The sequence below is a fragment of the Dyadobacter sp. genome, assembly GCF_039919315.1.
In the GTDB taxonomy this organism is placed as follows: Bacteria; Bacteroidota; Bacteroidia; order Cytophagales; family Spirosomataceae; genus Dyadobacter.
In genome coordinates this window covers 15,646-39,651 of sequence record NZ_JBDSFX010000042.1, presented here as the reverse complement: position 1 = coordinate 39,651, position 24,006 = coordinate 15,646, and the positions used below count along the sequence as shown (strand labels likewise).

General features: G+C 43.6%; 26 protein-coding genes. 9 read left to right on the top strand and 17 right to left on the bottom strand.

Translation table 11 applies throughout. The features are described 5' to 3' along the window. Positions 1 to 36: 36 nt before the first annotated feature. The 4 genes from ABIO93_RS11615 to ABIO93_RS11600 all read right to left on the bottom strand — a co-directional run bounded on the left by ABIO93_RS11615 (position 37) and on the right by ABIO93_RS11600 (position 2,166). Positions 37 to 375, bottom strand: coding sequence for a hypothetical protein (locus tag ABIO93_RS11615; RefSeq protein WP_348067703.1), 339 nt, complete (start codon positions 373 to 375; stop codon positions 37 to 39). A 109-nt stretch (positions 376 to 484) separates the two neighbouring features. Then, a complete protein-coding gene (locus ABIO93_RS11610) occupies positions 485 to 691 on the bottom strand; it encodes a hypothetical protein (RefSeq protein WP_348067701.1) in 207 nt (68 codons plus the stop codon). Positions 692 to 1,389: 698 nt separating this feature from the next. Beyond that, positions 1,390 to 1,725, bottom strand: coding sequence for a hypothetical protein (locus tag ABIO93_RS11605; RefSeq protein WP_348067699.1), 336 nt, complete (start codon positions 1,723 to 1,725; stop codon positions 1,390 to 1,392). Positions 1,726 to 1,935: 210 nt separating this feature from the next. Beyond that, on the bottom strand, positions 1,936 to 2,166 hold the full coding sequence (locus ABIO93_RS11600; RefSeq protein ID WP_348067697.1) for a hypothetical protein: 231 nt from the start codon (positions 2,164 to 2,166) through the stop codon (positions 1,936 to 1,938). 263 nt (positions 2,167 to 2,429) lie between these two features. Here ABIO93_RS11600 and ABIO93_RS11595 point away from each other — a divergent pair, with 263 nt between their 5' ends. Together ABIO93_RS11595 and ABIO93_RS11590 are read left to right on the top strand one after the other, a co-directional pair. Then, a complete protein-coding gene (locus tag ABIO93_RS11595; RefSeq protein ID WP_348067695.1) occupies positions 2,430 to 2,885 on the top strand; it encodes a helix-turn-helix transcriptional regulator in 456 nt (151 codons plus the stop codon). A gap of 350 nt (positions 2,886 to 3,235) precedes the next feature. Continuing rightward, positions 3,236 to 5,389, top strand: a complete 2,154-nt coding sequence (locus tag ABIO93_RS11590) for a T9SS type A sorting domain-containing protein (protein WP_348067693.1) — start codon at positions 3,236 to 3,238, stop codon at positions 5,387 to 5,389. Between the two features lie 115 nt (positions 5,390 to 5,504). On the opposite strand, the gene ABIO93_RS11585 is transcribed toward ABIO93_RS11590, so the two are convergent. Next, positions 5,505 to 5,771: a hypothetical protein gene (locus ABIO93_RS11585; protein WP_348067691.1), complete on the bottom strand. Its 267-nt coding sequence runs from the start codon at positions 5,769 to 5,771 to the stop codon at positions 5,505 to 5,507. 95 nt (positions 5,772 to 5,866) lie between these two features. Between ABIO93_RS11585 and ABIO93_RS11580 the strand changes: the two genes are divergently transcribed. The 3 genes from ABIO93_RS11580 to ABIO93_RS11570 are packed head-to-tail and all read left to right on the top strand — an operon-like array spanning position 5,867 to position 6,733. Beyond that, on the top strand, positions 5,867 to 6,196 hold the full coding sequence (locus ABIO93_RS11580) for a hypothetical protein (RefSeq protein ID WP_348067689.1): 330 nt from the start codon (positions 5,867 to 5,869) through the stop codon (positions 6,194 to 6,196). Between the two features lie 19 nt (positions 6,197 to 6,215). Further along, entirely contained in the window at positions 6,216 to 6,455 is a 240-nt protein-coding gene (locus ABIO93_RS11575; RefSeq protein ID WP_348067688.1) for a hypothetical protein, read from the top strand. A gap of 5 nt (positions 6,456 to 6,460) precedes the next feature. Next, positions 6,461 to 6,733: a HigA family addiction module antitoxin gene (locus tag ABIO93_RS11570; protein WP_348067686.1), complete on the top strand. Its 273-nt coding sequence runs from the start codon at positions 6,461 to 6,463 to the stop codon at positions 6,731 to 6,733. 63 nt (positions 6,734 to 6,796) lie between these two features. Here ABIO93_RS11570 and ABIO93_RS11565 read toward each other — a convergent pair whose 3' ends face one another. From ABIO93_RS11565 to ABIO93_RS11555, 3 genes are all read right to left on the bottom strand, one after another. Next, a complete protein-coding gene (locus ABIO93_RS11565) occupies positions 6,797 to 7,204 on the bottom strand; it encodes a hypothetical protein (protein WP_348067684.1) in 408 nt (135 codons plus the stop codon). A 52-nt stretch (positions 7,205 to 7,256) separates the two neighbouring features. Next, the gene (locus ABIO93_RS11560; RefSeq protein WP_348067682.1) at positions 7,257 to 7,439 is read right to left on the bottom strand and encodes a type II toxin-antitoxin system HicA family toxin; all 183 of its coding nucleotides are present in this window, start codon (positions 7,437 to 7,439) and stop codon (positions 7,257 to 7,259) included. Between the two features lie 67 nt (positions 7,440 to 7,506). Beyond that, positions 7,507 to 8,610 carry an MBL fold metallo-hydrolase gene (locus ABIO93_RS11555; RefSeq protein WP_348067680.1) on the bottom strand — a complete coding sequence of 368 codons (1,104 nt, stop codon included), beginning with the start codon at positions 8,608 to 8,610 and terminating at the stop codon, positions 7,507 to 7,509. Positions 8,611 to 8,743: 133 nt separating this feature from the next. Between ABIO93_RS11555 and ABIO93_RS11550 the strand changes: the two genes are divergently transcribed. Continuing rightward, complete coding sequence (locus tag ABIO93_RS11550) at positions 8,744 to 10,612, top strand: CocE/NonD family hydrolase (protein ID WP_348067678.1); 1,869 nt, start codon at positions 8,744 to 8,746, stop codon at positions 10,610 to 10,612. 32 nt (positions 10,613 to 10,644) lie between these two features. Then, positions 10,645 to 11,424: a ThuA domain-containing protein gene (locus ABIO93_RS11545; protein WP_348067676.1), complete on the top strand. Its 780-nt coding sequence runs from the start codon at positions 10,645 to 10,647 to the stop codon at positions 11,422 to 11,424. Between the two features lie 63 nt (positions 11,425 to 11,487). On the opposite strand, the gene ABIO93_RS11540 is transcribed toward ABIO93_RS11545, so the two are convergent. Continuing rightward, the gene (locus ABIO93_RS11540) at positions 11,488 to 12,888 is read right to left on the bottom strand and encodes a metallophosphoesterase family protein (RefSeq protein ID WP_348067674.1); all 1,401 of its coding nucleotides are present in this window, start codon (positions 12,886 to 12,888) and stop codon (positions 11,488 to 11,490) included. 168 nt (positions 12,889 to 13,056) lie between these two features. Here ABIO93_RS11540 and ABIO93_RS11535 point away from each other — a divergent pair, with 168 nt between their 5' ends. Further along, on the top strand, positions 13,057 to 14,259 hold the full coding sequence (locus ABIO93_RS11535) for a serine hydrolase domain-containing protein (RefSeq protein WP_348067672.1): 1,203 nt from the start codon (positions 13,057 to 13,059) through the stop codon (positions 14,257 to 14,259). On the opposite strand, the gene ABIO93_RS11530 is transcribed toward ABIO93_RS11535, so the two are convergent. Continuing rightward, on the bottom strand, positions 14,219 to 15,166 hold the full coding sequence (locus ABIO93_RS11530) for a hypothetical protein (protein WP_348067670.1): 948 nt from the start codon (positions 15,164 to 15,166) through the stop codon (positions 14,219 to 14,221). The two genes, ABIO93_RS11535 and ABIO93_RS11530, sit on opposite strands and share 41 nt — an antisense overlap. A 117-nt stretch (positions 15,167 to 15,283) precedes the next feature. Here ABIO93_RS11530 and ABIO93_RS11525 point away from each other — a divergent pair, with 117 nt between their 5' ends. Further along, positions 15,284 to 17,482: a radical SAM protein gene (locus ABIO93_RS11525; RefSeq protein ID WP_348067668.1), complete on the top strand. Its 2,199-nt coding sequence runs from the start codon at positions 15,284 to 15,286 to the stop codon at positions 17,480 to 17,482. 68 nt (positions 17,483 to 17,550) lie between these two features. Here the strand turns inward: ABIO93_RS11525 and nagA are convergent, their stop codons facing one another. From nagA to ABIO93_RS11490, 7 genes are all read right to left on the bottom strand, one after another. Next, positions 17,551 to 18,660 (bottom strand): N-acetylglucosamine-6-phosphate deacetylase, encoded by a 1,110-nt coding sequence (gene nagA, locus ABIO93_RS11520; RefSeq protein ID WP_348067666.1) that lies wholly within the window; start codon positions 18,658 to 18,660, stop codon positions 17,551 to 17,553. Between the two features lie 60 nt (positions 18,661 to 18,720). After that, positions 18,721 to 19,284 (bottom strand): pentapeptide repeat-containing protein, encoded by a 564-nt coding sequence (locus ABIO93_RS11515; RefSeq protein WP_348067664.1) that lies wholly within the window; start codon positions 19,282 to 19,284, stop codon positions 18,721 to 18,723. Between the two features lie 27 nt (positions 19,285 to 19,311). Further along, a complete protein-coding gene (gene trxA, locus ABIO93_RS11510) occupies positions 19,312 to 19,608 on the bottom strand; it encodes a thioredoxin (RefSeq protein WP_348067662.1) in 297 nt (98 codons plus the stop codon). 102 nt (positions 19,609 to 19,710) lie between these two features. Further along, complete coding sequence (locus tag ABIO93_RS11505; RefSeq protein ID WP_348067660.1) at positions 19,711 to 20,760, bottom strand: acyltransferase; 1,050 nt, start codon at positions 20,758 to 20,760, stop codon at positions 19,711 to 19,713. A 55-nt stretch (positions 20,761 to 20,815) separates the two neighbouring features. Continuing rightward, positions 20,816 to 22,147 (bottom strand): hypothetical protein, encoded by a 1,332-nt coding sequence (locus ABIO93_RS11500; protein WP_348067658.1) that lies wholly within the window; start codon positions 22,145 to 22,147, stop codon positions 20,816 to 20,818. Further along, positions 22,144 to 23,025, bottom strand: a complete 882-nt coding sequence (locus ABIO93_RS11495) for a glycosyltransferase family 2 protein (protein WP_348067656.1) — start codon at positions 23,023 to 23,025, stop codon at positions 22,144 to 22,146. Before ABIO93_RS11495 ends, ABIO93_RS11500 begins: the two co-directional genes overlap by 4 nt. A 22-nt stretch (positions 23,026 to 23,047) precedes the next feature. Beyond that, entirely contained in the window at positions 23,048 to 24,001 is a 954-nt protein-coding gene (locus tag ABIO93_RS11490; RefSeq protein WP_348067654.1) for a hypothetical protein, read from the bottom strand. Positions 24,002 to 24,006: the final 5 nt, after the last annotated feature.

Below are 24,006 nucleotides of genomic sequence, written 5' to 3'. Positions count from 1 at the left end.
TCAAATAGAAAGTGATTTTATCTGGTGCCAGCGTGATCATACGAGTTCGGGTTGGAGTTTTAATTTTTTTTCTAAAATGCCTTTCGCAGCCAGCATCGAGCTGTGCTTCATTTCGATCCAGTCGTCTTGCTCGTGGCACTGCACCGACCAGATCTTTTCATGCGTGTTGTAAGTGATGAATCCGAGCATTTCCATGTGCAGCTTGCTGATTCCATCCGATCGTGGTTCCCACTGTGTCCGGACGTAGAAATGAAGGGGCTGGGCGACGATCGAATTTCTTTGTTCTTGTGGCAGCCAGTACATTGTTCCTGCTGGATCTAGCCACTGGATAGCGGTGGAGTCTGTCACCCACCCGTAGTTCCATTTGTCGTTCATGATCGTCTTGATTTACGGTACCATTTAGTTGGCCTCAAAACGCAGTAGACCAGGTAGGCTCCCGAGCAGATCATTGCGACTTCCGCAACCAGTCGTAGTAAAATCCAGATCATAAGCTTTTGCCGGTTTGAGGTGCAGGATCTTGCTGTTCTGTGCTCTCGCTTGTATCGGTGCTTTTCCGACTAGCGAAATACCAAAAAACCAATACTCCAGCGATTAAGAAGATCACCAGCTCGTTGCTGGCCAGCAGCTCCGATACCCTTTCTCCGGAAAGGATAATCGTAAGTACGGTGCAGAGAATGTGAAACGATTTCATTTTTTAAACAGGGTTAAAATTGTATCAATAAATCGGTTTAAAGACTCTGAGAAGTCTTGCACCAGCGTCCAGTAGATTGGTGCAAGGATTATAATTATCAGCGTTTGCGCTAGGAGGTCATTGAGCCAGTCGCCTGTTTCCTTTGGGTGTGGCAGTGTCGAGAAGAAAATCCCTCCCGACACAAACCACACCACATTCACAACCCAGAACCCACGTGTTTTAATTACTTTCCTAAGTCGGTCAAACGGCACTTTCATATTCTTTTGATTGCATCTGGCGGTTTACTATTTTGCGGTGTATACCAAACCAACTTCGCATGTACCTATTCGTAGATCATTTTCAGGAATCGGAAATCAGTTTTGTTAGTGATCTTCGAAAAATTCGGTATAACCTTTCGGTCTTTGGCATACTAATGGAAGAGATACTTATCAATGTGCCTGAAAAGGTTTTGCCCAGCTCTGTTTTCCATGCAGGTCGATATATCGTAGTCCTGCAATTCGAAAGAGATATTACTAGTGCCCGGATGCATTTTGTTGATTACCATCTAGATATTCTTATGAGTATGCACCAATTTGTCCGTAACATGTCACCCAAAATGTTTAAAGGCATTGCCAAAATGCAGGATCTAATTTCTCAAAAGTCTGACGTCGAATTGGCTGAGTTTGAATTGTCCGATGATCATCAACTATTTGACGCACTTAGTCACTGGAGATGAAACTGAAGGAATCGTCTACCATTATAATTTCCTTGGGGTATACCAGCTTCAATTCTGAGTCGAAAACAGATTCTATTTGTTTTCGTAAGCTCTCAATTTTTAAACCTTTTTCTTCCTCAGGCAGCTCCTCTATGGCGATAGTCAATAGTCCAAACATTTCTCGACAACCCATTATAAACCCATCTCTAAGAAACCCACCTTCGTCATCTGAAAGGTCTCTCTCGTGAAATCCCATCCGATACTGGCTTTTTTTAAACTGGTTTTCCAGGTTGAAGTGATCCAATAAAACGATCTTGAATGAATCAAGTGAATTGCTCATGATTTTTGTGATTAAAGTTGATCAGTTAATGTGATGTCAATAAAATGGCAGCTATTATCGCGGCAGTTAACAGATAGTAACTGGTTGTAGTAAACGCCAAGCAAATCATGTGCTCCCGAGCTGTTTTTCTGGTAAGTTCCGTATCTAGCTTTTTGATGTCTGAAATTCTAAATGGAAACCTGGCTGGCTCCCAAGCCGTAGATCTCGCCCTCATACCGTTTCAGATTTAAGTGCTGGCAATTTGAAAAGGTCTTCCGCTGCTGGTATATTCTCACACACGATCTGCTTCAAAATGGTAGGCATTTCCAGCAGATCTACTTCCCCTTTATTAATCCAATAAGACAATCTTTGGTAAGACTGCCCGTGCGCTTCCAGGTCTTCCCGGATCTTCGATCTTACCGATACCGGCTGTTTTGTGTAAAGCAATTTCAAACCGTTCATGTAGCTTTTGCCAAGTTTAAGCGCGTTTCCTTTGTTGTTTTAGCAAATAAGTTTTAACATTGTGCAAAGGAATTAGCACAATATTATAGTTTATAATAGAATCATACAAGCAAAAACTATAATATTTTTTGATGTTTCTTTTATTTTGCTTATAGTGAACTAGTTACAGTGCTATTTTAAGATGATATTGTAGTCAATAATTGAATTTGTTTTCTTAAAGTCTATATGTCAATACTATTCAAATCATTAAATAATTAAATTCTATGGAGAATACCGTTAATGAGAGGGTCGCCGAGTTGATAAGCGTGTTAAATCTTACACACAACTCTTTTGCGAAGAGTATATCAAAAACTGCAACAACAATTTACCAGGTCACCTCTGGAAAGAATAAGCCTGGATTTGATGTATTAGAAGCAATTTGTGAAGTGCACAATGTTAATTCGAACTGGCTTGTCCGGGGTGAAGGCGAGATGTTTTTAGGTTCTTTACCAAAATCAAGTGCCCAACAAGGTAGGCCTGATAGTTATCTGCAGGAGCAGATTGAAAGACTGGAAGCTAATTTCAATAGTCTTGCAAATCAACTTAGGAGTCAGCTTGAAGTAAAAGACAATCAGATACAAAACTTGTCAGAAATGCTTAAAATGACTTTGGGAAAGTCTGATCTAAGTGAAGAAACGCCCTGTTACGAATTGAACTCATTGCTAAAATTGAGGGCCTGACTAACAGTTTCACTTACAGTTGGGAAGTACGACTTTTCAAATGGCTGATTTACAACCAAAAAATACTGAAACCTTTGTTCCCCTATGGGTCACAAACCGTGCGAAGATGCACTTTCAATCTTTCAAAAACCGTCCTGTTTCAGGGCGGTTTTTTTGTTTTGTCCGTTTCCGGCCCGTATGCCGCGATTTTAGTGGAATGTCAAGTCCGAAGATATTCGTACTGCAAATTTAATTCTATTATTGAGCAAAATGTTTATAAGTGATTGTAGTATATTTGGTTTTAAGGATAGAATAAGTTACTAATATATTCTAGTTTAAACACACAATTTATAGCCCACAATTTACAAATTATGAATTTTTTACTAAAACTTGCTTTTGCAGGAGGGATGGCGAGCTCAGTCGTAGCGGCTCCGCATGAAGGCATTCGAAGCACGCCTTTTAGTGCAGACAGTGTACACGAAATTAAAAATCCTTACGCTGAGTCTGCGGACGCACCTTTTACCATTGCAACCAAAAGCCCAAACAGAGTTGCCGCGCCGCTCGCTACCAAAGTCTCATGCGGAGGCCGTACATGGGAACATGGTCAGTTGCTGGGGCACACCCAGGACAATCAGCCGGTTAATGTCAGGATTCAGGATAACAGGATTTATCTGAACTGGAACGGCCGGATTGCTGACAACATTTGGATTCTTTACCACTTAAAAGAAGGTACGTTTCAGGACAACCCCACCGATGGAGCGACGATCAGTACTTGCGTGAACCCGGTGGATCCGAGTACTGCACCGAGCAATTTGCTGGGCAGGACCAACGACGGGCAGATCACCTGTAACGGTATCGTGATGACGAATGGTGATTTGCTGGGTACGTATGTAGGTGGCGGCGAAACTTACCAGTATACGAAATATGTAGACGGTATGCTCAGAGTAATGATCAAGCAGGGGCCGAATGATGATCGTACGACCAACTATAACATGAGCTTGCTCAATTACACGATTCAGGGAGCAAACGGAAGTTATATGAGCCCGAAATGGAAGAATGTGCTGACTACCCAAATGGTAGACGGATGTTTCTGGCCAATTGTTCCAAAACCGGCAACGCCTGTCTCAGACAATAATTGCGCTTCTGGCCCGACATTGAAAACCGTTTCAAATATCAGTCAAACAGGTTTGCAATTTACTTTCGACGGATCTGGTATCAGTACTGTGAAGTGGAAGATCAGAGCGAACAATCAGGATGTAAAAACAGGAACAACGGCTGACTTGAATGGTGCTAAAACCGTAAACCTGACTTTCGGATCCATAGTAGCAGGTACTTATTCACTTGAAATTGAAGGAGGAAACTGTACTTCCACCGTGAGTAAGCAAAACTTTACCATTAACCCGCCAGTAGTTGGCATCCCTGACTGCTTGAATGGTCCTACTGCGGCAACGACTACGATCACAAGCATTAGCCCTAGTGGTATCACGGTTAATTTCGCGAGTAATAATCTTCATACATTTTCTTGGAGAATTCTGGAAGGTACCTATGCTGCGGCCAGTGGAAAAACGGGTACATTGACTTCGAACTCCACTGCATTGACGTTCAATTACCTGAAAAACGGAACGTATAACTTCGAATTGACACCTCTGGATTGCAAAGCAGCTACTCCTACGGTTAAAAGTTTCAGCATTTCCGCTACCGATACCCGCACTGCATGTTCCAAAGGGCCGAGTTTGCAATCGATATTGTCTTCTGACGAAACCAATCTTTCATTCCTTTTCGACGGGAATAACATTTTCGCCATTGACTGGAAGATCATGCAAGGCAATACATTGCTTCGCCAAAACCGCGTAGCACCGCAAAACAACCATCCTGATATCCAGTTTGGCACATTACCAACCGGCGTATATACACTTCAAGTGCAGGGCGGTAACTGCAAGTCTACGGTGAGCGCGATGAACTTCGGCGTGAATGTTCCGCTTCCGATTTATATCTCCAATTTCAAAGGAGCTGTTGTTGAAAAAGGCGTAGAATTGACTTGGGAAGTGGTTTCTGAGCAAGACGGTAAAGAATTCGAGGTACTTCGTTATGACAGTAAGATGAAGAATGAAGAAGTGCTTGGCAAAGTGTCATTGACTGATCAGAGAGTTGGCCAATATCGTTTTGTTGATCAGAATCCATTGCTGGGTACCAATTACTATCAGTTGAAACAAATTGATATTGATGGTACATTCCAAAAAAGCAAGATTGTAACTGTAACCCCGGCAACAATTTCAGGAACGGTAGTAGCTCCAAATCCGGCACAGGATTATGTTGATCTTCAATTCTTGTCACGTACATCGGGCCTGTCAAACCTTAGCATTTATGATGTGTCGGGCGTGGAGGTTAGCAAATCTCAGATTCAGATCACGGAAGGAAAAAATAACCATCGTTTGAATGTGAAGCGGTTTTCGAATGGGAATTATTTTATAAAAATATATCACGGCGGCGAAACTTCGAGATTACGTTTTACGAAGGTGAATTAATCAGAACAGCTAATTTGCTGACATTAAAATGGCTAAATGACTGGTTTGTGAATCAAACGGTCATTTAGCCATTTGTTTTATCCAGGTCTTACCTTTCCCAAGGTAGCGTTTACGGTCAAATCATTGGCTCATTCACACCTGCGATTCGCTCCAAGGCCAGCGTAACACATTCAATGCGGTCCACATGTCCGCGCTTGGGATCCGAGTAGGCCTGTGCTACCGACCGCATGTAGGCCTCCCCTTCACGTGTATTGAAGAATGGATCCGATTTTGCCAGTGCATCTTTCCACCGCGTTCCCACAATTTCCTTAGCCTTTCCAAAACGTGCCAGCAACCGTTGCTTAATCGAAACGCCCCGGCGCTGACTTGAACTTGTTTCCATGTGCATATAATGTGTAATTTGCGTTTAACAGTTTTTGTTAGACGCAAATATATTCAGAAAATCTGAAATAATTCAAAAATATTGAAATATATTTAATGAGCGATAAGTACGCAGTTAATGATGCCTTTGTCCGGATTTATAATTCTTTAATTGAAAGTAAAACAATAAAGAATAAGGGAGAGCTGGCTGCTATCTTAAATGTAAAACCTTCGACGCTTTCAGAAATTATTGCAAAGCGGCAAGGAGTGACTGTTGAGTTTATACAAAAATTTTGCTTGACATTCCCATCCATTACGCCAAATGACTTTTTTAATGTGAAGTCATCCCTAGGCGCCGACAGTAATGTGGAAATAGTGAATCTACAAGCACAGATAATAAAGTTACAACAGGAATTGCTGGCATTGAAGCATAAGGGAACGGAATAGAAAACAAACACACATCTAAATGAAACTCACTATAATCCTAGAAAAAGGTCAAGACGAACTTTGGGGACGTATTGAAAATGTCCCCCATTACCTTCCAGTTACATGCGGTAAAACTTTGAACGAGGTTGAAAAAAATCTTCTAGAACTTCTCGACGATTACATGCAGCATGAAGGTAAAGCTTACGACGAATGGAGGGGCTTGAACCTAAGTGAGGTAACGTTCAATTATGTAAATGATCCAGATTCTGTCGAGATATAACCACCATGCTTAAAGGAGCAATGCGACCTGCCCATCCAGGCGCCATATTGAGAGGAGTTATCCAGGGTTTGAGGGAAGAAACCGGAAAACCCTTCACTGTGACCGAAATTGCCTCCGGCCTCGGGGTTAATCGCGGGACGCTTTCCCTTATTTTGAATCAAAAGTCGGGGATTAGTCCTGAAATGGCTGATAAGTTATCGGAAGCCCTTGCTACAACCCCAGATTTGTGGCTTAATCTGCAAAAAAAGTATGATTTGTGGCAAGCAGAAAGAAGGTAAGTCGAGAAACAGTTAGGCATTTCGTGAAGGATCGGGCATCGGGGTTACTTTCCGCGTAATACCTCAATGTGCATAAATATGGACTTGTTCAAGCCTATGAGCTAGTTGTTTGATCGCATTCTCAATCTTTTCGACTTGTTTGGCAGATGGATATTTTTTTCCACTGGCATATTGCCTGAGCAGACTTCCATTAAGACCAGACACCTCGGCTATTTTGGTCACCTTTAAAAAGTCAAATTGCTGGAAAAAGACAGTCAGATCATATTCGATTCGAAATTCATATGACTCAGGATTAAGATCGTGGAAATCCAACAACAGTTGCTGCATGCTGATTTTTAACTGTTCGATAGAGCTGGCTTCATCAACAATAAGATTGTCCTCGTATTGAACGCGACCCCAAAGAGAATTCCCTTCGCCTTCTACAATCAGTGTGATGATATTGTCTTTGTTTACGATTTGATTTGATTTCATTATTGAAAGTTTTAACGTCGATTGGATTTCAGGCTTTTGTCCAACTGGATTGTCATTTAAGTCCGGCCTGTTTAAGAATACTATGCAAGGTCCCAGGTTTAACTTCTCCTTTGTGCATTGGAACAGTAACCTTCCCCTCCTTAGTAGGGTGCATTAGCTGCAAGTGACTTCCTCTTTGACTTTTCTTAAACCAGCCATCATCTTTGAGTAAGCTCAGTAGTTCTTTTGATGTCATTCTCTGATTTCATAGTGTGTATTTTGTAAAGTAACAATTTTGTTACTTATTTTCCAAATCTTTTACATTACTCAACCTGCAAAGCCTCCGCCTTCCACCATTCCCCAAAAACCATATCCCCATTCAAATCCACTTTTTGCCCGATCATTGGTGTTACCAGTGGCATATTTTGCTTTTTGGCTTCGATGGTGGCTCGTTCGATAGGTTCGTTCCAGTCATGAAGGGCCAGGGAGAATTTCGACCAATGTACGGGCATTAATTTGGCAGCCCGTAGCTCTTTGGCTGCTGTTACCGTCTCTTCGGGCATCATGTGAATGTATTTCCAATACTCATTATACTGTCCGCATTCCAACAAGGCTAGGTCAAAAGGCCCGAATTGTTCTCCGATTTTTTTGAAATGATTATCGTAGCCTGAATCGCCGCCTACGAAGATTTTCTTACTTGGTGTTTGCAACACAAATGATACCCAAAGCGCTTTATTTCTATTAAAACCACGGCCCGAAAAGTGACGTCCAGGCGTGAAATTGACCTTGAAACCATTGCCCAGATCTGCCTCTTCATTCCAGTCTTTTTCAATTAATACCGCCGGATCATAGCCCCAATGCTCGAAATGTTCGCCGGTACCGAGGCCGGTAACCACTTTTTTGACTTTGGATTTGAGTTTTACAATGGTTTCATAATCCAAATGGTCGTAGTGATCGTGGGAGATCAGCAGGTAGTCGATCGCGGGAAACTCATCGACCGTATACACGTCCGTACCTTTAAAACTTGGGGTCGTGAAACTCAGGGGTGAGGCACTTCCACTGAAAACCGGGTCGACCAGGATCGTTTTTCCATCGATCTGCATGAAATAGGAGGAGTGGCCAAACCATACCAGCACATCTTCATCGGGGTTTAAATGCAGCAGATCAGTTTTTTGTGATGGAATGCTCGCTCCGGGAATGTTGTGTTTGCTTTTGCCAAAGAAGAATTTTGTAAGCACTTTGAAATAAGTCGCCCCCTCTGCCAGATCGGGTGTAAAACTTTCATTTTGAAACTTGCCGTCTCTGTAATTCGAAGATTTTTTAATTTTTTCCAGCCGGGCGCCGGAAGGTTCTTTTCCAAATTGTGGTTGCTGCATGAACGCGACCACGCCTAGTACCAGCAGTGCCAGTAATATAAAAAATATCATAACTGTCTTTTTGATTATTCGTTTCATTTAATTCGATAGGGCATTTTGCCGGGAAGGTAAAAAGTTTTACGCACGCCAACCACTTTCTTCTGTATTTTTGGCAAGCACAATCTTCATCACATAATTCTCTGCCATGAAAATAAGTTTCCTCTGCTGCCTGTTGTTGCCTACTTCAATCCTTTCAAATGCACAAAATACTGCCGTTCAGGACACAAGCTGGGTTAGAAGCAGTTATAAAAAGACAGAACAATACATTACAATGCGGGATGGCGTGAAGCTTTTTACCGCCATTTATACGCCCATTGATTCTTCACAAACTTACCCTATCCTGATGCACCGGACGCCCTATTCGATACGTCCATACGGAGCAAATAGCTACCGCCGGAGCTTGGGGCCGAACAGTTATCTGATGCGGGAAAAGTACATTTTCGTGTATCAGGATGCGCGGGGACGTTACAAAAGCGAGGGTAATTTCCGCGAAATGACCCCGGCCATTGATGTGAAAAAGAGTAATAAAGATGTTGATGAGTCCAGCGATACGTACGATACGATTGAGTGGTTATTGAAAAACACCAAAAACAATGGCAATGTAGGTCAATCGGGTATTTCATTTCCTGGGTACTATTCTTCCGCGGGCTTGCCCGACGCACATTCGGCGTTAAAGGCAGTTTCACCGCAAGCACCGATGTCAGACGAGTTTATTGGTGACGATTGTTATCATAACGGCGCTTTCTTTCTGATGGATAATTTTGGCTTTTACAGTGGTTTCGATGGCCCCAAAAGCCAGGACGGGCAAAATTACCAAAGCCATTTTAATGCAAAATTCAATGATGCGTACCAGTATTTTCTGGATTTTGGACCATTAAAAAAAGCAAATGCGGCGCCATTCTTTGCGGATTCGAACAGTATCTGGCGGCAAACTGTGGCACATCCTGTTTATGACGAATTCTGGCAGTCGAGAAATATTAAAAACCATTTGAAAAACATCAAACCTGCCGTTTTGGTGGTAGGAGGCTGGTTTGATGCAGAGGATTTGTACGGCGCATTGAAAACTTACGCGGCCATTGAAAAGCAAACGCCTGGCAATAACAATAGGCTGGTAATGGGTCCCTGGACGCATGGGGGATGGGCTGCGCCGGCATGGAAATCATTTTCGAAATACCAGTTTGGAGCTGATGTAAATAAGTATTTTCAGGAAGAAATTGAGACCAAATTTTTTAATTTTTACCTGAAAGGAAAAGATGCATTCGATCAGCCTGAGATTACTGTGTTCGAAACGGGATCGAATCAATGGAAAAATTATGATGTTTGGCCACCAAAAAATAGCCAGCCGACTGCCTACTACTTTGCCGAAAACGGGAAGCTTTCGACCGCCAAACCTAAGGCAGCGAAAAGTGCATCGGAGTACGAAAGTGACCCCGCGAAACCGGTACCTTACACCAATGTGATCAGTGGAAACCGGAACAATGAATATATGGCCGAAGATCAGCGGTTTGCCTCGGAACGTCCCGACGTGCTGACATTTCAGACAGATTCACTGACTGACGATGTAACCATAACCGGTGAGATCATCGCGAATCTGATGGTGTCCACGACTGGTTCGGATGCTGATTTTATTGTAAAAGTGATTGACGTCTGGCCTGCGGGAGCGACATTGGGTCAGGACGGGCAACAGGCGGTGCAAATGGGAGGATACCAGCAAATGGTGCGAGCCGAAGTGTTACGCGGGAAATTCCGGAATAGTTTTTCCAAGCCTGAGCCGTTTGTGAAAGATAAAATAGAAAAAGTAACCGTAAAACTGAATGAAACCGCCCATACTTTCAAAAAAGGACACCGGATTATGGTGCAGGTACAAAGCAGCTGGTTCCCGCTGGTGGACCGGAATCCACAGAAGTTTCTGAATATTTTTGAAGCGAATGAGTCAGATTTTCATAAAACAAAAATTAGCATTCACCACGGAGCTAAGCACAGTAGCAGCATACTTTTACCGATTTTGAAATAGTATCATTGACCTTCCTAAATCTCCTAAATTCTATGAAAAATGTATTCGGGAAGCTTCCGGTGTACTTGCTTGTTTCGTTTTTATCATTGCTTTCTTTCATTTCAAAAGGCCAGTCCAAACCGCCTAAATTCAAGGTGCTAGCTATGGCAGAACCTGGTGGGCATCACATTGCCTATTCCAAAGCAGCTAGGATCTGGCTGGACTCACTGGCTGGCAAAGAGAATTTCTCCATTGATTATATCGATAAAACTGATCCGATCAATGAGGCTTATCTGGCTAATTATCAATTAATTATTCAGCTGGATTATGTCCCCTATGCATGGAAACCGGAAGCATCGGCAGCTTTTGAAAAATACATCAATGAAGGAAAAGGAGGCTGGATCGGCTTCCATCATGCGACATTACTGGGAGAATTTGACGGGTACAAGATCTGGCCCTGGTTTTCGGATTTCATGGGCGGGATCAGGTACAAGAACTATATTGCCGATTTTGCCGCGGCAACGGTTAACATTGAAAACAAAAAGCATCGAGTCATGAAAGGCGTTCCGGGTTCATTTTTGGTAAAAAAGGAAGAATGGTACATTTATGATAAAAGTCCGCGGCCCAATGTAAATGTGATCGCCAGCGTAGACGAATCGACCTACTCGCCTGACTCGAAAATCAAGATGGGCGACCATCCGGTGATCTGGTCTAATCCTAAAATGAAGGCCAGGAATATCTATATTTTCATGGGACATTCGCCTGTGCTCTTCGAAAGCGCGGAATACAAAACCATTTTCAAAAACGCGATTTTTTGGGCGTTGAGGCGTTAAAAAATACTTGGCAAGGCTAGGCGCCCCCGTCTTGAAGACTTGCCAAGTCTAGGCGCCCCCGTCTTACTTAATACCTTTCCGTTTTTTATATTCCAGGTAACGCTCGTTATATTCTTTCAGCTCAGCTTCTTTGAAGCTCTTCTGGTAACGTTCCGGTAATTCCAGTCTTTCCTGCATTTTCAGGGCTGTGGAAAGTTCAACTAATGTATTGCGCCCTGCCTTGTCTTTGTTTAAGTCAAAAGCATCGTAAAGATCGCCATTAACCGTGAAAGCCTTGAAAGCCAGTTTGTTCTGATCCACCGTGATCACCTGGTAAAGCTGAGTATTGGAAGCGGCGCGGTCCATCCAATTTTGTAAACCAATGTCATACTGTTTGGGGCCACTTACCGACACCACATATATCGGGCCATCCGGTTTCTTACGACTCTGCCCGACAGGCATGTTAATGCCCCTTCCATAGGTATGGTCGTGGCCTTGCAACACAATATCAACTTTGTGTTTTCTATATAGCGGTTCCATTTTGTCGCGCCACTCGTCATTATCGCGACCTTTTTTGGTAGAGAAAATCGGGTGGTGATGAACGACGATGGTCCAGCGGTTTGGGTTTTCTTTCACGACTTGTTCAAACCAATCTGCCTGCTTGTCCAGTTCCTTGCGGCCGATGGTGGCTTCTTCGGAATTAAGGAAGATAAATCTGCTTCCTTGATAATCAATGTAATAGGCGGTTTCTTCCAGGCCTGCCGGGCCATTTTCAGGCAACGCAAATTGCGGTCGCCAGTGTTTTGAAACCTTCTCTTTTTTATCGCTATCTGTAAAGTATTCATGGTTACCAGGCGCGGCCAAATTCGGCACCATACCATTGATCCAGCCACCTGCTTCAAACCATTCACCCCACTCATAATCACTATTGGAACGGTTGATCAAATCACCGGCGTGGATCAGGAAGTTCGCCTTCGGAATGTTGGAATAAGCCCCGCGTACCACCCGCGACCATAAGGAACGGATATCATTTTGAGCATCGCCAAAATAGACGAAGGAAAGCGGCTCTGGCTTGTCAGAGGCCGTTTTGAAATGAAACCATTCACTCCATTGCTTGCCATTTCCTACTCGGTAGGCATATTGCGTGGCGGGTTTAAGGTCTGTAAAATTGACTTCGTAGTAAAGGACCGTTTTGCCATCCAGGATCGTTGGTTGGGTCAATGCCTTTATTATTTTCGCATGCGGTTGAAAATCAGGCGATGGATCAGCTTCTGAAATGGCCGCTACGGCATTGGTAATAGTGGAATCGGTACGCCAATTTACGGCCTGCGAAATGGCGGGGTTGCCTTTATATCCCAGTATGATGCGGTCGGGAAAAACTGACGCAGGATAAGTCTTATTGTCCTGTGAATAAACCGAGCAGCAGGGTAATAGTAGAATAAGTGTAAAAATCGATTTGAAATATAGTTGGGTAAGGTGCCGCATAAAGATCTGTTATTGTTCTGGTAACAATAATACCTGATTTGAAATCAAACAGGCTAGCGGCTTAGCTCAATTCATATTTTCATAACATTCGGTTCAATGACGATGAAGACTTTTACATTTCTCAGGGGATACGTGCCCTCAATTCTGTTATTTATTGTAATGGTTTCAATGATAGTAGGATGCAAGAAGGACAAGGAGCCTGACCCCGTTCCTGAGGATACTGTCAAGCGGTTTATCACCATTTTAAATGATTCGCTGAAAGACCGCGGATTTGGATACAGCTTTGTTGTTTACAGGAAAAATGAAATGGTAGGGTCGGGTGTTGGTGGCTTGCAGGCTAGAAAAATAGAGGTGTCGGAAGACAAGCCGGTGACGGTAGATTCTAAAATGCAAATTGCCAGCATGACCAAAACGCTGACAGCCGTATCATTCCTCAAACTGGCGCAGGAAAAAGGCATCAAAACAACGGATAAGATCAGCAACTACCTGCCACCTGCCTGGACGAGGGGGCAAAATATTGAACTTATCACTTTCAGAGACCTACTGACGCATCAAAGCGGCATCATCGGTTTGGGAGAAAATTGTCAGAACGGGGCTTACGCGGAAAATCATTGGAATGGATTAAAAAGTCTCATAGAAAAAGGTGTCAGGAAAAATAATATACATCAGGGATGTTATCAGAATGCGAATTTTGGTTTGTTCCGGGTTCTTATTCCCGCAATCCTGGGCTATCAGTTTTCCGGGGATGACGAAAAGGATAACCTGGAAACGAGAACCCGCTACGAGCAATATGTGCGTGAAAATCTCCTCGAAAAAGCGGGGGTAGTTTCGAAGGAAGTGCTGAACAATGGTCTTCCTTTTCCCACATTCGGTTATGATCACCCCTACACGATCGGGCAATATGGTTTTGATCCGGGCGGTTTCAGCGAAACCACAGGTGCTTATGGCTTTTACCTTTCTGCGACTGAGGCAGCCAAAATTTACTCCTTTTTATTTTCAACTGAGGATGCCTCTGTTCTGAACCAGGCCATGAAAGACTCAGTACTCACTGCTGGTTTGGGAAGTTACAGCACGCTCACGCCAAACGGGACGTTTAGCTATCACGATGGCTGGTGGTATTCTGATCTGAGCAATGGCAGGCCCAAAGGCTTCAGGGGAATTTGGATGAAGTGCCCGGACGACCTCACTGTAGTCATGTTTACCAATGCATTAAGACATGGAGATGGTGTGTTTCCAATCAAATCTGACTTCTATTTTGACATTACCTCCTACGTTTTATGGGCTTTTTCCAAATACAAAGAGAAAGACAGGAATGGCAGGGTAGCAAAAGTCAATTTTCATTCGTACTTGAAACATCCGGAACCGCATTGATTTCTTCGTCCTCGGTCAATGCCGGTTTGATCAATGTAAGCATCAATACAAGCAGCCCAAGAACAAATGTCCCGAACATCCAGGCGAGTTTATGGCCGTCACGTTGCTCATAGGGTTCAGAAACAGGTTCCAAAATCATGACGTCGTTTTTGACCTGACTCCGGGTTGCAAATTGAATTGCGGTGCGAAAATTTTCTCTGTCGACGGAAGCTGGTTTGCATTCAAAATGATCCAGTTTGTGGTAATCGTATTTTTTCATTTTGGCGACGCATTCTTTGAAAAAGGCCTGATACTTTCTTTCCTTTTTTAAATTGCTGCCCAAATTGCTGATCCGCTTATGGAATTTGACGCCATACCAGTACTGAGGCGTGTTTACGATGTGCTGCGTTTTATGCGTCAATATCGGATTGACGAAGTAAATGGTCATGTTAAGATCCGAATTCCACTTGCCCGAGATCCTGAAATGACTCTGCACGCCACCTATAAATGGAAACACAGCAAAATCTGTAATGCGGTAATATCTTACTTTTTTATGTTTTTGAATTTCTTTGACATTTTTCAGAACCAATAACTTCCCGGTTGTGGTAGTCAAATAGTGCTGGGAGAAAATCAGTATCGTGCCCAGCGTCAACCAAATGATGATTTGAAAGGAAAAGCGCCTTTTTTCAGTGTCCTTTTTGAATGTAAGTATCCTGAACTTTTGCCTAAACCAAAAATAATTCGGTATCCAGGGAAAAATGACCGGTATCCAAAAATGCCAAATCTCTTCGTCGATTTCAAGGATCGGATACTCCAGAAAGAAAAACCACCTGATAAATCCCAATGCCAGCACCGAGCCAAATGAAATGATAGCGAAATCAGGAATGATCTGCTGTAATTTGAAAATGTAAGTTCTGTTGATGTTCATTCACTGATCGTAATGATCTCAAAAAGCGATGGGATAACTATATCTCCTGTTGCCAGAACATAGATCGGGTTTGAAATTCCAAAACCCCTAACTTTGCGGCGAAGAAAACCTGAATCAGTGAAAAAGAAGACATTATTCATCACCCCACCATTTACTCAGCTTAATACGCCTTATCCTGCCACTGCATATCTGAAAGGATTTTTGAATACTTTGGGATGGGAGTCGTATCAGGCTGATCTGGGCATTGATGTGATCCTTGAATTGTTTTCTTCAAAAGGTCTGACAAAACTGTTTTCGGATCTTGACGCCTCCGACATTGAACTGACTGACAATAGTTTCCGGATTTATTCGCTCAAAGACGACTACATCAGCACCATTGATCCGGTTATTCGTTTTCTCAAAAACATCAATCCTACGCTCGCTCACAGCATTTGCGACCGCAGTTATCTGCCCGAAGCCAGCCGGTTTCAGCAGCTTGAAGATATGGATTGGGCTTTCGGGACGATGGGAATTCACGATAAAGCGCGGCACCTGGCTACATTATACCTGGAAGATCTTGGAGACTTGATTCAGGAAGCTGTGGATCCGCATTTCGGATTTAGCCGTTATGCTGAACGTTTGGGAAGGTCGGCAACCAGTTTCGATGAAATGGAGCAGGCGTTGGAAATGCCGGATACGCTTTTGTCCGAGACATTAAAAAGGGTACTGGAACAAAAAATTCAAAAATACCGCCCGCACATTGTCTGTATTTCGGTTCCGTTTCCGGGTAATCTCTATGGTGGTTTTAAATGTGGCCAGTACCTGAAACAGCATTATCCTGATATCAAAATTGTAATGGGTGGCGGTTTCGCCAACACCGAACTTCGCTCATTGAAAGAGCCGAGGGTCTTTAATTACATTGATTTTGTTTGTCTGGACGATGGTGAGGCGCCATTGCTTTCGCTACTGGAATATTTGGACGGAGAAAGACCGCTTTCCATGTTGAAAAGGGTTTATTCGCTCGTCGATGGTGAAGTGATATACCACAATGGTGCGAAGGAAAAGGATGTTCCCCAGCGTGACACCGGCACGCCTGATTACAGCGACCTGCCATTGTATGATTATTTGTCTGTCATTGAAATCGTAAACCCGATGCACCGGCTTTGGAGTGACGGGCGATGGAATAAGCTGACGCTGGCGCACGGTTGTTACTGGGGTAAATGCTCTTTCTGTGATATTTCATTGGACTATATCCGTCGCTACGAACCCATGACGGCGGCATTGTTGTGTGACAGGATTGAAGAAATCATAGCCCAGACACAGCAGAATGGCTTTCATTTCGTCGACGAAGCCGCTCCTCCTGCATTATTGAGGGATCTGGCACTGGAAATTGTCAGGCGCAAACTGACCGTAGTTTGGTGGACTAATATTCGTTTCGAGAAGAATTTTACCCCGGATCTTTGTCTGTTACTGAAAACTTCGGGTTGTATTGCCATTTCCGGCGGGCTGGAAGTAGCTTCCGATAGGTTGCTGGAAAGAATGAAAAAAGGTGTTACCGTCGCGCAGGTAGCGCGCGTTGCGGATGCATTTACGCAGGCGGGCATTATGGTACACGCGTACCTGATGTATGGTTTTCCAACGCAAACTGCGCAGGAAACGATTGATGCATTGGAAATGGTACGGCAGCTTTTTCAGGCAGGAATTGTCCAATCGGGATTTTGGCATCGTTTTGCGATGACAGCCCATAGTCCTGTTGGGTTACATCCGGAAGAGTTTGATGTTATGCGTTTAGGACCCGATACGGGGAAATTCGCAAATAATGATTTGGAACATCAGGATCCACTAGGCGCTGACCATGACCGTTTTGCGGAAGGATTGAGGAAGTCGTTATTCAATTATATGCATGGTGTTTGTCTGGATTTTTCGCTTTCCCGGTGGTTTGATTTCAAGGTCCCTGCGACTTCTGTTTCTCCAAAATATATTGGAAAAAGCATTAGCGAGCCAGGGGATTCCAATGCACGTCCTAACGCGCTTGTAACCTGGCTTGGTAGTCTTCCGGAACTGTCGGTGTTTGAAGAGCAGCGTGACAAAAAGATACAGGAAGTAGCGGAGCTCGTATTTTTTAACAAGAAAAAAGAATGGGCAGTTGAAACAAGTGTCCCGGTAGGAGAGTGGCTTGTAGGAATACTTCCTGATTTGCTGATCTCAAATTCTGAACCGTATGGTTTGGAACAGTTGAAAAATGATTTTGAAGCCGCCAATCTGGGAAGTTTTGAAACATTCAGCAAGTCTGCGACCTGGTTGCAGTTGAGGGAGAGCGGTATGCTCGTCCTCTGATCTCCCATCCGTATAGCCCAGGGCTTCAGCCCTGGGTCCCTGGGTCCCTGGGTCCCTGGGTCCCTGGGTTACAGGGGTAGCACCTGGAACGCGTCCAGGTTGTCGTCAAAAGTGGTGAAGACGGCGGGATAGCCGATTGCAATGCTCCCGATTTTATCATTCAAACCTAATGCCGTGGCCGGCCGGATGGTTGCCATTTCGATTGCTTCCTGCAACGGTATGCCAACTTGCTGAACGGCGTTTCGAACTGCATCTCCCAGCGAGATCGTTGCCCCCGCCAAATTCCCGTCTGAATTGGTATAGCGACCGTTTTCGAGATAAGCATCAAACTCGCCCCATTTGAATTGCGTTACTTTTTCACCCAGAAACAAGGCGTCTGAAATTAGGAACAGCTTGTCTTTTTTGATCTTGTAAGCAACACTCGCCGCTGCGAAATCGCAATGCACACCGTCGATAATAATTGGCGCATACACCGATTCTGTATCAAAAGTAGCGCCTACGAGACCTGGCTGCCTGTGTCCGAAAGCTGACATGGCATTGTATAAATGGGTGACCAACTGAATTCCTTTTGCAAATGCATTACTAGCCTCTTCATAGGTAGCATTGGAATGACCTGCGGAAACGGTAATACCTGATTCCAGCAACATTGCGAGCTGGTCGTCGGTGAACATTTCCGGCGCGATCGTGATCAGCCTGATCACATCTTTTCCGTATTTGATGATCTCTGCAAGTTCTTCGTTTGTTGGTTTTCTCACATATTCCGAAAGGTGAGCGCCGCGTTTGATCGGGTTTAGAAACGGGCCTTCCAAATGCATTCCCAGAACTCCGGATGCAGGATTTTTGGAAATATAACTTCGGGTGGCCTCAATGCCTTTTAAAATATTATCCTGGGGAGAAGTGATCAGGGTAGGTAATACGTAGGCAGTGCCGGTATTCAGGCTGGCCTGGTATATGTCGTCAATGGTCTCTTCGTCGGCCCTATCGGTGAAATGATATTTTTCACCACCGTTCACGTGACTATCGAAAAGGCCGGGAGCCAGGTTCGCAACTTTTGTAATTCCGGGATCAGGTTTGGCACTCTCCAGTCCGGCAATTTTACCATTCTGAATCGTTATTAGTTGATTTTCAAGAACTTTTGTACCTGTAAAAACCCGTTCTGCGAATAGTTGAATTGACATGATCCCGTTTATAAAATTTAATTCCGCCAAGAAACAAAAAAACGTCAGGCAGACAAAGGGCTATTTGATAATTATGTCAAATTTAGTCAGAAGACCTGCGAGATCGGAGGAAAGAAATTTGGCTTTCCTGATACTGTTAGCGGTAGGATCAATGGTGAAGTTTTTGCTGGTACTGAAATCAACCCCTGCCAGATTGGTGTTATAAAACACGGCATCCCAGAAGTCGCAATTATGCACCTTGCATTTGGAGAGATCAGCCTGGGTGAAGTCGGCGCCGTGAATTTTACAGTTGTTGAATGCTGATTTATTCAGTTTTTTCCTGTCAAAAATAGCATAATCCAGAATGCAGCTTTCAAAACTTGCGGCGAAGGCAAACTCCTTACTTTCGAAAAAGTTGGCGCCTGTCAGCTTGCAGTTGATAAATGCAATATCCGAAATCTTGCAATTTTTAACATTCACATTGCTCATATGGCAGTCCTGGAAAATGCAATCGATGAAATCAATTCCTGAAAGGTCTGAGAAAGCGCAGTTTACAAATTTGTATTGCTCATAACTACCTTGGTCAGGCTGTCTGATGGTAAAATCAATGTTACTAAGTACTTCCAGACTGTTGTTTCGGGTCATTATTGTTAAAAATTGCTTCGCGAACTTTTAGATATACTTCTTAATGACAGATTTCAATTGGTCGGCTTGTACCACTCCGGATTGCCGCCACATTGGTTTTCCATGTTTGAAAACGATCAAAGTCGGCACACCCTGAATTTTGTACGCATTGGCGGCAGATTTGTTCTTATCAACATCTACTTTGATAATAGTTGCGCTATCGCCCAGATCAGCCTTCACCTGTTCCAAAATGGGTTTCATCATTTTACAGGGGCCGCACCATTCCGCTGAAAAGTCCACCAGGACGGGTTTGTTGCTGTTGATAAGTTCTGCGAATGTTGCCATGATTTCGAATATCTGTTTAAATAATAACCAACCTCACCGAGGAAAGGTTGCCGTTGATTGATGAATTTAAACGGATAAAGACTATGCCGGATACGTGGAATGTTAGTTCAGTCTGGCTTTTAGAAATTTACCAAACCGCATTTCCACCCATTCGTATGTGAAATGCGAGTACAGGATCGTGAGGGCAATGGACGATGCCAGCGAAAGGCCGAACATCCACTCATTTTCCGGAGACTTCAACGCACGGAAAAGAACGACATTGACGAAAATCAGGACGATGGCGTGGTTCAGATAAATGGAATAAGATATCTTGCCGAGATATTGAAAAGGTTTGCTTGAAAGAAGCTGGGTTACTATGCCTGTTGAGCTGCTGAAAATAACGATACCTATTGCGAAAATGAATGGGAAAATCAGTTTCCAGAGATTCAGGTTCCAATGGTGGACGCAATACATGGATAGCACGAGAAACAGCAAAAAGGGAATTTCAAAGGCGGAAAGACGATAGCTTTTTTTGCTGAGCAAAAGATGTGTAAATATTCCTAAACAAAAGCTGAGAAGCGCACGGACAAAGCCATAGTCATAAGCCAAAAGGTACTCGCCCCTTGAAAAGATGAAAACTGCGGAAAGTATTGTGATTAAGAAAAATGCAAAATATTTGAACCGTGAAAGCAGCAGTAATACCAGTCCAAAAACCAGGTAAGAGATCATTTCCGCAGAAATAGACCAGGAAGGATAATTATTGCTGATCCACGCTCCAAAAACAGTGCTGGAACCCATGAAGGTAAGCGTATCAAAAGTGGTGAAAAAGTAATAGCTCAGCCCCATATTTCCGACATTCTTCATCGGACTTTGCTCTCCCAGTAAATTGGCGATCACAAAAACGATTTCAGTGTAAAATAGAAGGGGATACAAACGAATGAACCGTTTTTTTAGAAAAGCGAAAAAATCCCGGGGAGTATGAATGCGGTTGATGTAATTCAACGCGATGACAAAGCCGCTCAGAACGAAAAAGAAGTCGACGAAAAGACTCGCATTGATGACAAAGAAGTTGTTGTAAAAGACCGACTCTTTAAATGCATTATGATGGTGGGCGATAACGAGAACTGCAAAAATGCCCCTTAATCCATCCAATTGTTCAACTCGGTCTTTCATGCGTTTGGTTAGGACTCCCGGATCCAGGTGTAAGTTAAGATCAGGAAGGCTATATTTAAGACGTTACGGTTGTCAACGTACTATTAGGAACAGGTTTTCTGATGTTATCCAGGTACCTGATGCCCAGGAAGCGGATCATCACGGAATAGGGGAACCAGAAAGCGATATCGTATGGTCTTCCGCCAGTCACGAGCAAAACCATCATGGACAGGAAGAAATAAGCAAGGAATGTAGTTAGCGGATTGGTGTATCGTTTCACTTCCCTGATTGCATAAATGAACAGGAAGAAGTTGAAACTCGCAAAAAACACAAATCCGAATATCCCGTGATTGACCCATGATTCCAGAATAGGAACATCCAGGTATTCGTCTTTATAACCTCTGCCAAGGAATACTTCCCAGGAGAATAAGGTTTCCAAAAACTCGCCAAAACCACTTACGCGGCCCATTGCGGAGGCATCGACATCGGCGGTATCCGAGAGTTTTACCCCTGTGGAGGTAAAAATTACGTCCATAATCCGGTTTTCAAAAACATCCCAATAACCTAGCAACAAGTTCAATATGTCGCCGTACTTACTAAGAAAATAGTTTACCCCGACCAGTATCAATATGATAAACAGCATATTGCGGAATTTAAATGCATTCCGGATCGCCGATGTGATATTGGAAAACTTAAACTGAAAAATAAAGTATGCGCCGATCATGATGCCGACACCGAGATAGCTGGATTTCGCAAGAGAAAGTACAAGCACGCCCAATCCAAAAAGAATAGAGAAGAAGAGAAATATTTTTGTCAAAATACCCGGCGTCCTACTGAGCATTACAACTGCGGATACCATACAAATGATCCCATTCCGAGCTGTAATGTGCGGATTCCCTCCGGGTTGCGCCCCTTCGTTTGCAAAACTTACGGCCGCACGCATCCCCGGCGTCCAGTTAGGATCGGTGAGGAGTGAGTATACTAATGTAATGTTCGTAAAAAATGAGAAGAGAAATAATACCATAATCAGGGTATCCTTCACATCATTGGGAATGTGAAGCAGCAGCGCTATGAAGCCGAAAGTGAAGACAAAGTTTCCAATGTCAGCCACTGATTTGCCCACTGAATTCATGAAAAAGAAATAATACAATGTCAGCAACAGGAAACCTAATCCCAGATTGAGGAGAATGACATTGGGCTTGTATAGCCGCTTGAAAATGGTTGGCGGTACCATTAGCACAAGTGCTAATGAAAAGAAAATCGCGGTAAAAACACTGCTGGCTGGGCCTACTCCCAGGGTATCCCTGATAAAAAATATCAGAGGGAATCCGTTGAACATCATCGCGATGCCCACTGAATACCTGAGAAAGTTAAAATTTGTGGCTACATTAAGTAAACTCCAATTCATCTGGATAATCTGAAACTAATGTATTTTATATCCAACCGCAGGACGAAATAGGATATTTTACGAATCCGGCACCAAAGATACCTCATTTTGTTGAGAGCAGGGGAACTGTTCGTTGAAATGTACAATTTTTGTATTTTCGAATGTTCCTCTTTCCCCACCGATGCAATGGTCGAAGACTTGGCGTCGGCATGCACCCGCAGTGCTCCACCAAGCCCGTCTATCTTGCGGATTGAGGTAGTTGCATGAGCGGTATATCTTGTGATAAACTCATAATCGAAGGCAAACCGGTAGCTTTCGTCAAATGTTCCGTATTGCTGGACCAACTTGCGTTTAAAAAATAAGGACTGATTATGAATTTGCATACCCTCCAAAATCTGACAGCTGAAACTGTAAGAGGTTGTTTTGAGTATCTCGGTCACCTCGTCATCGGTGGTGATCATGTAAAGATCCCCGTACAGAATGTCGGACTGGTATTTTAAAGCTGCCTCTCCAAAACGATCGAATGTGCCCGGGAAATATACATCGTCCGAATTTTGGAAAGTAATGTAGTCTCCTGTTGCGCGTTCGAGGGCCTTATTGATGGCATGAACCTGCCCACGGTCCTTCTCCGAGACCCACCAGGAAATGTGTTTTTCGTATTTTTTGATTACCTCAACACTTGCATCCGTTGAACCGCCGTCCACGATCATGTATTCCAGGTTGGGGTAGTTTTGATTTAAAACGCTCAGTATAGTGCGTTCAAGGTAGGCCGCCTGATTATAAGATGGCGTGATGACAGTGAGCTTGGGGTATTTGGAAGCCCCGGCTGCGTGTGTGATGGTTTTTAAGCCTGATATAAAATTCCGCAGGTCCTGCGTGCTTTGTTCAAGGAAATGCATAGAATCCTGATTCCACTGTAAATTAAAACTGATCGATATAGACGGTTAAGGCTTTTAACTTACCCGCAAGCTTATTTCTTGAAATCCTGTTTTTCTTAATATCTGCCGGTTTTCCATAACCAGGTATGCCGTCATTCTGTACGAGAACAGGTGTCTTTTTCACAGACTTTTTGTAATCTGAGTACAATTCCCTGAGTGCAGCATTCTTTGATAATAGGGCCGCATGATCTGACCAAACAGGATCGAAGTGATCTAGTCCGGCAAAGTCGACTGAGATTAATGGTTGAGTATCAACCGAAAAGCCCTCTTTCGTCGATACTAAATTTCTGTTCAATACTGCATGAAGTCCATAATGCCAGCCCGGATTGCTGACCTGAACTGTATCGGGTACCCAAACCGGCACATAGTTCAACCAAAGCTGATCCGTGTTCATGCCATTGCAAAGATCAAATTTAGCCCGGTCCACTGTTCGGTCGGCCCACCATTGCAATGTCTGAATGGTTAATGGTCCCGGCTTCAAAATCCAGCTTCCCGAATGGAACATACCTATATTAAGAATCCTTTTATCATCCAAAATAGTCGACGAAGCAAGCGGCTTATTAATGTTGGGAGTTAAGACGACATCGGAATTGGTACCCGCAACTTCTTCAATCGACTTGGTCAGCAAAACTGTGGGCGCTAGGAAAGTGATACGTTCGCATTCCGGGTTCCTCCGTAGTATTTCCAGGCCAAACCATGGACGACTAGCTGGAAGCAATTCAAAATGATAATATTGCGCCTCCATGCCTTTAAAATGCGGAATGTTCGATTCCGCGACTGTTAGCAATTTAATGTGAGATGGAAGATCCTTTAATGGTAGTGTGTCAACCCAGCAAAGGTAAAAAGTATCATTGGGCTGGTGGCGTAACGCAGATTCTACCAGAACCAGCGCGTGGTTCAGGTTTGTCCGGTTACAAACTGTATATATAATATTCATGTACG